Source organism: Paraburkholderia guartelaensis (genome assembly GCF_004353905.1).
Taxonomy (GTDB): Bacteria; Pseudomonadota; Gammaproteobacteria; order Burkholderiales; family Burkholderiaceae; genus Paraburkholderia; species Paraburkholderia guartelaensis.
The window spans coordinates 41,370-54,902 of record NZ_SMOD01000013.1; the positions used below are offsets into that span (position 1 = coordinate 41,370).

The window sequence follows — 13,533 nt, forward strand, 5'->3', positions numbered from 1 at the left end:
GTACGGCATGCGGGCGGCAGGGCGCCGCCCGCATGGTCGGATTGCGTGCCGGTCAGGAAACCGTTTCGCGTTCCGGCGTGGCCGTGATCTTGTGGATCGACAGGTCGGTGCCGTTGAATTCCTGTTCGCGATCGATGCGCAGCCCAACGAATTTGCGCAGCAGGCCGTACACCACGAGCCCGCCAAGGAAGGCGATCACGATGCCCGCAATCGTGCCGACGATCTGCGCGCCGAGCGAGACGCCGCCCAGCCCGCCGAGCCAGCGCTGGCCGAAAATACCCGCGGCGATGCCACCCCACGCGCCGCACAGGCCGTGCAGCGGCCACACGCCGAGCACGTCGTCGATGCGCCAGCGGTTCTGCACGCAGGTGAACATATAGACGAACAGCGCGCCGGCAACCGCCCCCGTCACGAGCGCGCCGAGCGGATGCATGATGTCCGAGCCCGCGCACACGGCCACGAGCCCCGCGAGCGGCCCGTTGTACGTGAAGCCCGGATCGTTGCGGCCCGCGAACCACGCGGCGAGCGTGCCGCCCACCATCGCCATGAGCGAGTTGACGGCAACAAGACCGCTGATCTTGTCGATCGTCTGCGCGCTCATCACGTTGAAGCCGAACCAGCCCACCGCGAGCACCCATGCGCCGAGCGCGAGAAACGGGATGTTCGAAGGCGGATGCGCGGCGATGCGGCCGTCGCGCGTATAGCGGCCGTGGCGCGGCCCGAGCAGCAGCACGGCCGGCAGCGCGATCCAGCCGCCGAACGCGTGGACGACCACCGAGCCTGCGAAGTCATGGAACGGCACGCCGAACACGTGCGTCATCGCATCCTCGAAACCGAGGCGGTTGTTCCACACCATCCCCTCGAAGAACGGGTAGATGAAGCCGACGATGACGAAGGTCGCGAACAGCTGCGGATTGAACTTCGAGCGCTCGGCAATGCCGCCCGACACGATGGCCGGAATGGCCGCCGCGAAGGTGAGCAGGAAGAAGAAGCGCACGAGCGCGTAGCCGTTGTGCTCGGCGAGCACGTCGGCGTGCGAGAAGAACTGCACGCCGTAGGCGAGCGTATAGCCGATGAAGAAGTAGGCGATCGTCGAAATCGAAAAATCGACGAGGATCTTCACGAGCGCATTGACCTGATTCTTCTTGCGCACGGTGCCGAGTTCGAGAAACGCGAACCCCGCATGCATGGCGAGCACCATGGCGGCGCCCAGCAGCAGGAATAGCGTGTCGGTGCCGGTTTTTAGATTGTCCATCTGGCGTACCCAGTTTGCCCAAAATGGGCGCATAGTCAGCAAGATGCGGGCCAGCTTCAGCGCCAAACTGGTGAATTCGTCGCCACACCAGGCGTCAAGCCGGTGCGGCGTGCACCGATGCGGAAAAATAGCAGGCACCGCGTCGCCGGTGCTCGTGCTGATATCTGGGGCGCATGCACCACGTTTCGGCACAATCTCGGGGCCTGCGCGCAAAGGTGGGGAAATAGCGCGCCAAGATAGGGCGATTAATTCGATTTTCCTTTCCATATCAATGAATTGTCGGCTATTCGAAATCATCTCGCGTTTTCGTTGGGAATCAACTTCGGGCGCACATAGGGCGCAAACGCCGACATAATGGCCAGATTGCCACCTCACGCACGTCCGTCGCCACGCAATGCGCCTCACGACCAAAGGGCTTCTGCTGATCGCGATTCCCGCCGTCTTCGAACTGAGCTTGCTGTCGGCCATCGTGAAGGCCGAGACCGACGCCGCCGCCGCGGAGCGCTGGGGCCAGCACAGCCAGGCGGTGCTGGCGCAGGCTTCACGCGTGCTCGAACCGGTGCTGGTCGAGTCGGTGAAGCTGCGCGGTGCGGTGGCGGCCAACGACACGAGCTACTCCACACCGGTATCGATGTGGATGGATGTCGACCGCCGCATCGACCGGCTCGTCGATCTCGTCGCCGATAACCCCTCGCAGGTCGAGCGCGCCGTGCAGATTCGCCACGCCGTGCAGAACTATCGCCAATGGTCGGACCGCGTGCAGGATCTCTTGCGCTCGGGCCGCCGCGCCGACCTCGCCGAGCGCTTTCGCGCGCTCATGGCCGCCGACGTGCTCGACCGCGTGCGCACGCAGATCGTCTCGTTACAGACCGAGGAGCGCCGCCTCGACGTATTGCGGGTGTCCGCCGCCGAAGCCGCGCGCGCCCAGCAGCAGACGCTCGTGATGACGGCCGTGCTCGGCTCGATCGTGCTGGTCGCGCTCGCGGTCTGGGTCTTTACGCGCGGTGTGCGCGGGCGGCTCGACGCGCTCTCCGACAACGCGAACCGGCTGGCCGCAAACGAACCGCTCGCGCCGCTCACGGCGGGCAACGACGAAATCGCGGAACTCGACCTCACGCTGCACCAGATCAGCCAGCGGCTGATCGAAGCCGAGCGGCTGCGCCTCGGTTTCCAGGCCGACCTCGCGCGGCGCGCGGACCAGCTCGCGCACATCAACGAAAACCTGCGCCAGCAGACTCAGGAAAACGAGATGTTCATCCACGGCGTGTCGCACGATTTGCGCGCGCCGCTCGTGAACCTGCAGGGCTTCTCGCGCGAACTCAATCACGCGTGCATCGACCTGCGCGAGCGCATCGCGAAATCTTCACTTTCGCTAGAGGCGCGTGCGCGCATCGAGCGGACCATCAACGAGGATATCGGCGAGGCGCTGCGCTATCTGCAAACGGCCGTGCTGCGCGCATCGCACATCATCGACGCGCTGCTGCGGCTCGCACGCGTGGGGCGCGTGGAGTACCGGCGGCAGCGCGTGAGCGTGCAGGAGCTGGTGCAGCGCGTGGTCGACGCGATGCACGCCTCGATCCGCGCACGCGGCGCGCAGGTAAGCGTGCAAACGCTGCCCGACGTTTGGGGCGACCCGACGGCGCTCGAGCAGGTCTTTGCAAACCTGATCGGCAACGCGCTCAACTATCTCGATCCGGCGCGCGACGGGCGTGTCGAGATCGGCACCGCGCATGCGCCGCCGGGCGTGGAGTCGCTGCAGATTTTCTATGTGCGCGACAACGGGCTCGGCATTCCCGAGGTGGGCTTGCCGCGGCTCTTTCAGGCGTTCCAGCGCATGCACGGCAATGTCGCGCCGGGCGAGGGCATCGGGCTCGCGCTCGTGCGCCGCGTGGTGGAGCGGCACGGCGGGCGCGTATGGGTGGAGTCGACGGAAGGCGAGGGGACGACGTTCTATCTGACGCTGCCCGATGCACTTGCGGTCGCGCCGCCTTTGCCCGGCGACGCGGAGCAGATCATCAGCGCGCTCGAACGCGCGGAGCGCACGGAAGCATCGCCGGGTGGCGTTGCAGGATATGGTGCGGGCGATGGCACGGGCGGCGCGAACGTGAAGGGCAGCGTTCAAAGCGAGTTACGGGCGGCACCCGCAACGGCGTTGCGACCACCGGCTGGCGCTTAGACCTCGAAACAAGCGAGTTCGGGACGTACTGAAGATGCTCCGCGGCTCGAGCAGGCGGCTCGCGCGAAACGCGATCGTGAGTATGACCAGCCAGCTGGTTAGATCCTGGGCACGCACTCCGTACTCCAGAGCAATTGGTGCTCGGCGCGCGCCGCGCCCTGCGAAACAGGTGCGACGCGCGACAGGATCAGCGCTCGCTCACGGCTCGATGCGCGTTCCGAGGAGCGCGAGGAACTGGCGCAGCCATTCTGGATGCGCGGGCCACGCCGGTGCGGTGACGAAGGGGGCGTCCGTCACGGCGCTGTCGATGGCGATGTCGGCGTATTCGCCGCCCGCGAGCCGCACCTCGGGCGCGCAGGCCGGATAGGCCGAAATGCGCTTGCCACGGATCACCTCGGCCGCGGCGAGCAGTTGGGCTGCATGGCAGATCGCCGCGATGGGCTTGTTCGCCTGGGCGAAGTGACGCACCATCTCGATGACCTTCGGGTCGAGGCGCAGATATTCGGGCGCGCGCCCGCCCGCGATGGCGAGCGCGTCGTAGCTGGCGGCGTCGATTTCGTCGAAGGTCGCGTTGAGCGCGAACTGGTGCCCCGGCTTTTCGGTGTAGGTCTGGTCGCCCTCGAAGTCGTGGATGGCGGTCTTCACGCGCTCGCCAGCCTTCTTGCCGGGGCACACGGCGTCGACGCGGTGGCCGACGGCCTGCAGCGCCTGAAACGGCACCATCGTTTCGTAGTCTTCGGCGAAATCGCCGGTGAGGAACAGGATCTTCTTGACGGCCATCGTTTGTCTCCAGAGGTGGACGGTGGAACAGATCGTGCGCGTGGGCAGTCTACTCCATCATGTTTGACGATTTCGCAAAGGATGGTGTCGCGGGCGATGCGCGACAACCGCGGCAATCCATCGACTGGCGGCGCTACGTGCCGGGCCAGGACGCGAGCGCGCTCGCCGCGTTGTTTCGTGCGTCCGTGAGCACACTCGCGGCCTCGTTCTACGACGCGGCGCAGCGCGCCGCCTGGGCCGCGGCCGCCGACGATCTCGCGGACTTCGACGCGCGCCTCGCGCGCGGTGTGACGCTGGTGGCGCGGTGCGACGGTGAGTTCGCCGCGTTCGGGCAGCTCTTTCCGCGCGATCACGTCGAGATGCTTTACGTCGCGCCGGCATGGTCGCGCCGCGGCGTCGCGACGGCGTTGCTGGTGCGGCTCGAAGCGCGCGCGCGCGAGGCGCGCTCGACGGTATTGACCGCCGACGCGAGCGCGGTGTCGCGGCCGGTTTTCGAGCGCGCGGGCTTTTCGCTGATTTCGTCAGAATTGGTGTTTCGCGACGGCGTATCATTGCCGCGTTTTCATCTATGCAAGCCGCTACATGCGGCGAATTTTTCAGGATGACCATGTTTTCGAAGGTTTCCACGCAAAGGCTGACGCTTGCCTCCCTGCTCGTCTGTGCGGCGCTCGCCGCCGGCTGTAACAAGCAGGACGCTTCCACGCCGGATCTGAGCAAGCAGTCTGCCGACGCCGTGAAGCAGGCCACGCAGGACGCCGCCAACCAGGCCGCGCAGCAGGCGGCGCAAACGCTCGACAAGGCTGCGAGCTTCGTGAACCAGCAACTCGGTGCGGCGCAGCAGAAGCTCGATTCGGCAGCGTCGCAAGGTCAGCAGGCGAGCGCATCCACGGCCCAACTGGCTTCGGCGGCGCAGGGCCAGTTGCGCGGCGCGGCAAGCACGGCGCAAGCCTTGCTCGGGCAGGCCGCCGCGGCGACCGGCACCGGCTTGACCAACGCGGGGCACTCGTTGCAACGCTGGGCGAGCAATGCCGCCGGGACCGCATCGGCGCCGGGGCAGGCATCGGATGCCGCGAAGTAATGCCGCAGCCGTGCGAGCTGCGGCAGAAAGGTCGGGTTGACGCTACGGATTAATGTAATTATGATGGTTACACTTTTTGGCGCGTGTGGTTCGATCCATTCGCGCGCCGCTCAGCAGTGGCAGGTTCGCCGTGAATACGAGTAGCCGTTTCGCCTTTGCCGTTCACGTGCTCGCGCTGCTGGCGCAGCAGGAGGGCGTGCCGCTGTCGTCGGAGATCATCGCGGGCAGTGTGAACACGAATCCCGCGCTCATTCGCAGGCTTCTGTCGATGCTTGCCGGCGCGGGCCTCACGGCGTCACAACTGGGCGCGGGCGGCGGCGCGCTGTTGGCGCGCGAACCGCAGGCGATCACGCTGCTCGACGTCTACCATGCGGTCGACGACGCGCAGTTGTTCGCCATGCACCGCGAGGAGCCGAACCCGGCTTGCCTCGTCGGGCGCCATATCCAGCAGACGCTGCGCGGCGTGATCGACGACGCACAGCGCGCGATGGAGGCGTCGCTCGCCACCCGCACGCTCGCGGATGTCGTCGACGACATGACGCGCAGCGAGCGCAAGCTCGAACGCGCACGGGCGCGGCGAGCATGAGCGGAAGGCGTGCGGCCAGAATCATCAGCGGGGCATTGCCCCGTTTTTTCACCCCTGAAATGTAACTTCGTTAGTTACATAAATACGGAAAACAGGAGTCAGTTCATGAGCAAGACGCTGAAAATCGCCCTCTTTGGCGCAACGGGTATGGTCGGCTCGCGCATCGCCGCCGAAGCGGCTCGCCGCGGCCACCAGGTGAGCGCGCTGGTGCGCCAGCCCGAGCGTGTGGCGGCTGCACCGAACATCCACGCGGCGAAGGCCGATCTGCTCGACGCAGCGAGCGTCGCCACTGCGGTGCGCGGCCATGATGTAGTGGCGAGCGCCTACGCGCCGCCCAAGGATCAGCTCGACGACCTGCTGGTCGCGAGCCGCGCGCTCGTGGAAGGCGCGCGCGCTGCGGGGCTCAAGCGTCTCGTGGTGGTGGGCGGCGCCGGCTCGCTGGAGGTGGCGCCCGGCAAGCAGCTCGTCGACACCGATGGCTTCCCCGACGCCTACAAAGCGATCGCACTCGCCCATCGCGAGGCGTTCGACTATTTCCGCACGGTCAGCGACATCGACTGGACCTTCTTCGCGCCGGCCGCGATCATCGCTCCAGGCGAGCGCACGGGCACGTTCCGCACCGGCGCTAATACGCTGATCGCCGATGTGAAGGGCGAGAGCCGCATCTCGGCCGAGGACTACGCAATCGCCTTCGTCGACGAGCTGGAGCAGGGCCGCTTCATTCGTCAGATCGCAACGGTGGCCTACTGAGGCGCGACGCGGCGCGCCCTGTGCGCTGACAAACTGTTACGCAACCGCGAGGCGCGGCGAGGCGGAGTGCGGCTAAACTGGAACGTCCTGTTTTTGCCCCTCCGCCATGAATTCCAGCATCGGACGCGATGGCGCGGGCGCCGGGCCGTCGCGCATGCGCTTCGGTCCGGCGGATCGTGCACTTCTTTCGCGCGCCGCGCCGGCGCGCTCGTGTGTTCGCGCACTTATTCGCGCGCTCATGCTCCTCGCATGCCTCGCGGCTTGCCTTGCCATGCCGCTGCGGGCCGCCGCGCAAGCCGCGCCGGCGCCCGTGCTGCCCGTGCTCAAGAGCATCATCACCGGGGCGCCGGCGGCCGCCTCGGGGGCTTCGGCGGCCGAGGCAGCCTCGGCGCCGTCACCCGCGAGCCAGGCTGAGTTCACGCGCTCGCTCGACAGCGTCATCACCACGCTCGACAACGAGCGCCAGCGCACCGCGCTCCTGAATCAGCTCAAGAAGCTGCGCAGCGCATCGCAAAATGTGGCGCCCGCGCCCGCATCGGGCGCGGCGGCGAACTCGGCAGGGCTGCTTGGCGCGATCGCATCCGGGCTCGCCTCGGTCGAGGAGGACGCTCGCCGCGGCCGCAGTCCGTTTCATTACTGGGCGGGGCGCTTCAGGGCAGCCGGCATCGAGCTTTACGACATCGCCTCCGGCGGGCAGGGCGAAAGCCTCGGCCGCATCGTGTTCGATCTGTTCGCCATGCTGGCCGGCTGGGGCGCGTGCGCGGCGGTGCTGCGCTGGATTGAACGGCGCCTGCTCAGGCGTTTCGATGTCGAGACCGGCCTGCGGCCCGATCCGCGCACCATCGATCTGCTCATTTTCGTCGTGCATCGCGCGGCGCCGTGGATCGTGGCGTTCCTCGGCGCGCTCGTGGTCGAGCGCTCGCTGCCGGACGCGCTCGGGCGCACGCTCGCCCTCGTGATCGCCTACGCGATCGTCGCGGGCGCAGTGTTCTCGTCGATCTGCCTGATCATGTTTTCGCTGTTCGGCTCGGGGCACCGGCGCGCGGCCGTGCGCCTTCTGATCGCGCGCTCGCGCCGGCTGCTCTTTGCGATCGGCGTGCTGGCCGCGCTCGGCGACGCCGCGACCAATTTCGAAGTTGCGCGTCAGCTGGGCGCGAACCTGGCCGCACTGGTGAGCACCGCGGCGAACATGGCGGCCGCCGTGCTGACGGTGGTGTTCGCCTTTGGTTTCCGGCGGCCGGTCGCGCATCTCATCCGCAACCGCAGCTATTCGCTGCGCCACGGCCACAAGGCGCTCACCGAAGTCCTCGACGTGCTCGCCTCGCTCTGGCAGCTGCCGATGCTGCTGCTCGCCGGCGCTTCGATCGTCGCCACGTTCGGCGGCATCGGCAGCCGCGACGACGTGCTGCAGATCTCCGTGGTCTCCGCGCTTCTGCTCGTGCTCGCGTTCTTCCTCTCGGCGGTCGTGCTGCGCATCACGCGCCCGAACCCCGCGCGCGTGCGGCGGCGCTCGCCGTATCTGCGGCGCCTCTTGCGCTTTGCCGGCACGCTGCTCGTGGTGTTCATCTGGTTCGCGTATTTCGAATCGTGTGCGCGTCTCTGGGACATTTCGCTCGCCGCGATCATCGAGGCGAGTGTCGCCGCGCGCGGCATCGCGCACGCCATTTTCGCGATCGTGTCGACGGTGTTTCTCGCGTGGCTCGTCTGGATCACGGTCGATACCGCGATACTCGAAGCGCTCAATCCGAGCGGTCCGCGCACCAAGGGCCGCGCGCCCAGCACGCGTGCGCGCACCATGCTGCCGCTCGTGCGCAACGCGGTGCTCGTGACGATCCTCACCATCACCGGCATCGTCACCGCGGCGAATCTCGGCATCAACGTCACGCCGCTGCTCGCCGGCGCGGGCGTAATCGGTCTTGCCATCGGCTTTGGCGCGCAGTCGCTCGTGGCGGATCTCATCACCGGTCTTTTCATCATCATCGAGGAGACGATTTCGGTGGGCGACTGGATCGACATCGACAACGGCCATGCGGGCACGGTCGAGCATCTGTCGATCCGCACCGTGCGGCTGCGCGACGGGCAGGGCGCGATCCACGCCATTCCGTTCTCGCAGATCAAGATCGTGAAGAACCTCTCGCGCGATTTCGCGTTTGCCGTGTTCGAAGTGCGCGTGCCATTCTCGGTCGATCTCGATACGGTCACGCGGATGATTCGCGAGACCGGCGCGGAACTCGTGGCCGACTTCCGCTATCGCCGCGAGATACTCGGGCCCGTGGAAGTGTGGGGGCTCGACCGGTTCGATCCGAACTGGATGGTCGTGAAAGGGCAGATCAAGACGCGGCCGCTGCAGCAGTGGAGCGTGGCGCGCGCGTTCAACGCGCGCCTGAAGCGCCACATGGACGAAGCCGGCATCGAGATGCCGGTGCCGCAGATGCAGGTGCACATGTCCTCGCGCGGCGGCGATGTCGAGGAGCCGCACGGCGCGGCGCATGGTCATCCGCATCCGCATGGCGTGCACGTGGGCGGCGGCGTTGCGCGCGATGCCTCGCACGAGCCGCGGCCCGCGCCGCCGCCGACGGCGGGCCCCGAGGGCGCACCGCCGCAGATTCCCACGGCGGGCAGCCGCGGCTGAAGGGCTACGGCCGCTTAGGCCAGGTCAAATCACTTTGTCGCGCCGCAATTGCGCGAGCGCCCGGCCGCTGCGTGGCGGCCTGGCTCAGTCAGCTTGCGTTTCCGTTCGGTATGCTGATGATTGGCAATATCGTGTCGGTCAGGCAGCGCGGCGCGCTCCCCGATCAATGAGGGCGCACAACAACGCACTATGACGCCCTCGATGGATATGCGTCAGTCGCGTTAAGTCGCAAGCGCTGTCTTGCGTACGAGCGGCAACACGTCGTTGACCTGCGTTGAGATGTGCTCGGCGGCGACGCCGTAGACATGCAGCGAGACGGCCTGCGTGTCGCCGCCGTTCGAAAGCCGGTGAATGCTGGCGCGCCCGCGTCCGCCGAACGACACCGCGCCGCTCGCGCGCGGATGCGAGCGAACCACGTCGACGCCCTGGCGCGCGTCGTCCCACGCGTAGAGCGTTTCGGTCAGCGTGCCGTCGAGCACGGCGTAACCGCACCAGGTGTGATGCGCATGGATCGGGCTCGCGTGGCCCGGCTGCCAGACGAGTGCGGCGACCGTGTAGCGGCCGCGGCTGTCGGCTGCGATGACATGACGCCGATACGTGTCGGCGCTGCCTTCGCGCTGCGCGCGCGTGACGAGCGCCGGGTCGGCGAGCGCACGCGTGAGCGCCGCGCGCATACCGCGCGCGAAGCGTGCGCAGCGCGAGGGGTCGCCGGGCGTCGCGCAGGCATCGAAGGCGGCGTCGAGTGCGGCAGTGAAGCGCGCAACGGCGGCGGCGTGTTGCTCCGCGGTGTGGACGGCGCTCAGCAGGGCGAGTTCGGCAGGGGCGTTCATGGCGTGTTCTTCTTCCGGTTTCTACAAGAAGATTTATAGCCGTTCGCGCCTAGAAAGAGTTTTCCTATTCTTTCCTCGTTTGCCCATCGTGTAGAATAAATTTCTACGCTTCGGGGAGTGCGGAAATGGATCTCATCGACAGAAAGCTGGTTGAGCTGCTGCAGCAGGACGCGACCATGCCCGTCGCGGAATTGGCGCAGCGCGTCAATCTTTCGCAAACGCCTTGCTGGAAGCGCGTGCAGCGCCTGAAGGAAACGGGCGTGATCCGCGCTCAAGTCGCGCTGTGCGACCCGCGCAAGCTCGGCGTCGGGACGACAGTGTTCGTCGCCGTGCGCACGAACCAGCACACCGAGGCATGGGCGCAGACCTTCACGCGCGCCGTGCAGGAGATTCCCGAGATCGTCGAGGCGTATCGCATGAGCGGCGAGACCGACTATCTGCTGCGCATCGTGGTCTCCGATATCGACGACTTCGATCGCGTCTACAAGCAGCTCATTCGCGCCGTGCCGCTGTTCGACGTCAGTTCGAGCTTCGCGATGGAGCAGCTCAAATATTCGACGGCGCTGCCGGTACGCAGCGGCGCCTAGCGGCACTTAGTGGCCTGCGGCGCAAGCCGTCTGCAAGGCATGGCGGCGTAGAATGCCCGTTCCTGTCATCCAATCCGAGGCTGGGCACGACCGATGAATGAACCGCGCAAGAAGAACCCCACCGTTGGCGTGGCCGTGCTCATCGTCGTGGTGGTGCTGTTCGTGATCGGCACCGTGCTGTTCAACGCGCTGAAAAGCAAGCGCGAATACGAAGAGACTATGGGCGCCGGCTCGGCGCATGCATCCGCGAGCACGGCGGCCTCGCAAGCGAGCGGCTCGACGCAGTGACGCGCCGGGCCTTCTCCTGCTTATTCCTCCGGTAGCCGGATGATGCTCGCGTCCCGGCGAATGAGCCAGGACGCCGTGATCATTTGCTTGCACTGGTGTGCGAGCAGCTTGAGTTCCTGGGGCAGTTCCGCGGAGGCGCCGAGCGCGCGCTCCGCTTCCACCACCATCGCATCGAGTTCGCGCGTGAGCTGCTTCGTGATGTCGGTCTGCTCGGCGGGCGCAGGCGTGCCCGCTTCGGCCGCGACGAGGTTCTCGCGCACGCACGAAAGCGCGCGCTCGAGCGCGTCGAGCTTGACCTCTGGCTGATCGGGCCGCGCCGTGCTGCGCAGGAGCGGGGCGGTAGCCGTGATCTGCGAGGCGAGCACGTGGCTGCGCACGAGCAGGTCGTTGAGTTCGGGCACGAACTTCTGCGCGGCCTTCGGTTCGAGCATCATGCGCTGGAACGCCTGGCCGAGATTCGCAAACGCCACGTGCACGTTCTTGCGTGCAAGCCGGTAACGGAAGTCGCGCGCAAGCGAGGGCGCGGCTGCTGCTGCATTTGCCGTCGCCTGCGCGGTTTGCGCAGCGGCTTTTGCGCCCACGGCTGACACGGGCGAGCCGGGTGCGCCGGCCGTAGGCGAGTCGTCGAGGGTCGCCGTCGCGGCGGCAACGGGTTCATCGATGACGCTCGCCGCGTTCGCCGAAGCGCTCGCCATTGCGCTCACGTTGCTCGTCACCGTATTCGTCACCGAATTTGTCACAGCGACCACATCGGCTGCGAGCGTCGCCGTGGGCGCTGCATGGGCGGCCACGCGTGCGCCGGCCTCGCTCACCGCGGCCCCCGCGAACGCCGGCTGCGGCGCGCTCGTGCGACCGCTCCACCACCAGCTGGCCTCGAGATAGCTGCGCGTCGCGCCGATCATGTCGTGCACGAGCTTGCCCATCAGGCGGTATTCCCAGTACGGGAACAGATGGCTCGCGCCGATGGCGATCATGCAACCCACCACCGTGTCGATCGCGCGCTCGCCGATGATGCGCATGCTGCCCGGCGCGAGCAGATGGAACATCAGGAGCACGTAGGCCGACGTGAACACCACGCTCGCCGTGTAGTTGAAGAGCAGGAGGCTGTAGCTCATCACCATCGCCGCGAACATCGAGACGAGCAGCACGAGCGGCTGCTTCACGAGCAGGATCAACGCAATGCTCGCGATACAGCCGATCAGCGTGCCGACGATACGCTGCGCGTTGCGCTGGCGCGTGAGCGAGTAGCCCGGCTTCAGGATGATGATGCTCGTCATCACGATCCAGTAGGCGTTGGTGAGCGGCAGAAGCCGCCCGAGCCAGAAGCCCACCGCGACGGCGATCGTCACGCGCAGCGCGTGGCGAAAGCTCGGCGAGGCCATCGTGAGATTCGAGAAAATCTGCAGCCAGGACACGCGGCGGTTCGTCACGAAGCGCGTGAGGGCCTCGTCGATGCGCAGCTCGGTTTCGGTCGTCGGCACTTCGCTCGCGAGGCTGCGGCGCATGCGGTCGATCAGGCGCGTCGCGCTCCAGATACGCCGGAACGATGCCGAGATCGCCGCATAGGCTTCCGGGTCGGTCGCGGCCAGGTCGCGCTTTTTCAGTTGCTCGAGTTCGTATTCGATGGCGCGCAATTCGGCCTTCACGTTCACGCTCGCGCGCGGCGCCTCGTTTTGCAGCACCGCGAGGCCGATGTCTTCGAGATCGGCGGCGGCCTTGCGGATCAGGTCGCGGTAGAACACGAGCAGGTCGGAGCCGCCGAAGGTGTTGCGCACGAGCGGGTAGTCGGTGTGCGCGCCCACGAACAGCTCATGCAGATCGACCGTGTTGATGAACAGGTTGAAGTGCATCGCGCGCCGCGCATCGATCTTGCCGGCCCTGAGTTTGGGCAGGTTGCGCAGCACGATATCGCGCGCCGCGTCCTGGCGCTCGACGGCGGCGATCTGCTTCGCGACGAGGTTGCGATAGCACTCGTCGAGATCGTTGTCGAGGTCGAAGAACTGGGCGCGCGCGAGCAGATAGTCGGCGCAGGCGAACACGCTTTCGGCGAGCGCCTGCTGCTCGATGCGATCGAGCATGAGCTGGCTGATCAAGGTCGACCACGCCGTGTACCAGAGGCCGCCCAGCAGAATCCACAATGCATTGACGAGGGCGAGGTGCGGCGTGAAATGCTCCTCGAGCGTCATCACCATCATGAAGAGGGTGGCGAAGCTGATCTGCGGCCAGCGGTTGCCGTAGACCACGATCAGCGAGAGCACGAAGGTGAGCGGCACCACGGTGGCCCAGAGCGCGATGGGACTGAAGGTGGCGAGGCCGGTGGCGTAAGCGGAGAGAAACCCGATCACGCTGCACGCGAGCATTTCGTTGCGCTTGTACTTGAGCGGCCCCGGCATGTCGACCACGCAGGCGCCGAGCGCGCCGGTCGAGATGGTGAAACCCAGCTCGCTCTTGTGAAAGACGAACAGGCACAGGACAGCCGGAAGCGAGATGCCGATCGCGATGCGCAGGCCGCCGTAAAAGTACTGGCTATAGAGGAATTTCCTGATTTCTACGGAGTAGCGCATCGACTGC

12 protein-coding genes are annotated in these 13,533 nt (G+C 66.7%); 8 read left to right on the top strand and 4 right to left on the bottom strand.

Going from position 1 to position 13,533, the window contains the following annotated elements; translation table 11 throughout:
• Positions 1 to 52: 52 nt before the first annotated feature.
• Entirely contained in the window at positions 53 to 1,255 is a 1,203-nt protein-coding gene (locus E1N52_RS18340) for an ammonium transporter (protein WP_133184177.1), read from the bottom strand.
• Positions 1,256 to 1,649: 394 nt separating this feature from the next.
• Here E1N52_RS18340 and E1N52_RS18345 point away from each other — a divergent pair, with 394 nt between their 5' ends.
• Positions 1,650 to 3,431: a sensor histidine kinase gene (locus tag E1N52_RS18345; RefSeq protein ID WP_133184178.1), complete on the top strand. Its 1,782-nt coding sequence runs from the start codon at positions 1,650 to 1,652 to the stop codon at positions 3,429 to 3,431.
• 198 nt (positions 3,432 to 3,629) lie between these two features.
• Here the strand turns inward: E1N52_RS18345 and E1N52_RS18350 are convergent, their stop codons facing one another.
• A complete protein-coding gene (locus E1N52_RS18350) occupies positions 3,630 to 4,211 on the bottom strand; it encodes a DJ-1/PfpI family protein (protein ID WP_028204790.1) in 582 nt (193 codons plus the stop codon).
• A 59-nt stretch (positions 4,212 to 4,270) separates the two neighbouring features.
• Between E1N52_RS18350 and E1N52_RS18355 the strand changes: the two genes are divergently transcribed.
• From E1N52_RS18355 to E1N52_RS18375, 5 genes are all read left to right on the top strand, one after another.
• On the top strand, positions 4,271 to 4,816 hold the full coding sequence (locus E1N52_RS18355) for a GNAT family N-acetyltransferase (protein ID WP_133184179.1): 546 nt from the start codon (positions 4,271 to 4,273) through the stop codon (positions 4,814 to 4,816).
• Between the two features lie 2 nt (positions 4,817 to 4,818).
• Entirely contained in the window at positions 4,819 to 5,289 is a 471-nt protein-coding gene (locus E1N52_RS18360) for a BCAL1086 family glycoprotein (protein WP_246089120.1), read from the top strand.
• Between the two features lie 130 nt (positions 5,290 to 5,419).
• Entirely contained in the window at positions 5,420 to 5,875 is a 456-nt protein-coding gene (locus tag E1N52_RS18365; protein ID WP_133184181.1) for an Rrf2 family transcriptional regulator, read from the top strand.
• 105 nt (positions 5,876 to 5,980) lie between these two features.
• Positions 5,981 to 6,625, top strand: a complete 645-nt coding sequence (locus E1N52_RS18370; RefSeq protein WP_133184182.1) for an NAD(P)-dependent oxidoreductase — start codon at positions 5,981 to 5,983, stop codon at positions 6,623 to 6,625.
• Positions 6,626 to 6,731: 106 nt separating this feature from the next.
• On the top strand, positions 6,732 to 9,257 hold the full coding sequence (locus tag E1N52_RS18375) for a mechanosensitive ion channel family protein (protein ID WP_133184183.1): 2,526 nt from the start codon (positions 6,732 to 6,734) through the stop codon (positions 9,255 to 9,257).
• A gap of 221 nt (positions 9,258 to 9,478) precedes the next feature.
• Here E1N52_RS18375 and E1N52_RS18380 read toward each other — a convergent pair whose 3' ends face one another.
• Complete coding sequence (locus tag E1N52_RS18380) at positions 9,479 to 10,087, bottom strand: cysteine dioxygenase family protein (protein ID WP_133184184.1); 609 nt, start codon at positions 10,085 to 10,087, stop codon at positions 9,479 to 9,481.
• A 125-nt stretch (positions 10,088 to 10,212) separates the two neighbouring features.
• On the opposite strand from E1N52_RS18380, the gene E1N52_RS18385 reads away from it, so the two are divergent.
• The gene (locus tag E1N52_RS18385) at positions 10,213 to 10,674 is read left to right on the top strand and encodes an Lrp/AsnC family transcriptional regulator (protein ID WP_133184185.1); all 462 of its coding nucleotides are present in this window, start codon (positions 10,213 to 10,215) and stop codon (positions 10,672 to 10,674) included.
• Between the two features lie 93 nt (positions 10,675 to 10,767).
• Positions 10,768 to 10,962 carry a hypothetical protein gene (locus E1N52_RS18390; RefSeq protein ID WP_133184186.1) on the top strand — a complete coding sequence of 65 codons (195 nt, stop codon included), beginning with the start codon at positions 10,768 to 10,770 and terminating at the stop codon, positions 10,960 to 10,962.
• Positions 10,963 to 10,982: 20 nt separating this feature from the next.
• On the opposite strand, the gene E1N52_RS18395 is transcribed toward E1N52_RS18390, so the two are convergent.
• The gene (locus E1N52_RS18395; protein ID WP_133184187.1) at positions 10,983 to 13,526 is read right to left on the bottom strand and encodes an FUSC family protein; all 2,544 of its coding nucleotides are present in this window, start codon (positions 13,524 to 13,526) and stop codon (positions 10,983 to 10,985) included.
• Positions 13,527 to 13,533 lie beyond the last annotated feature (7 nt).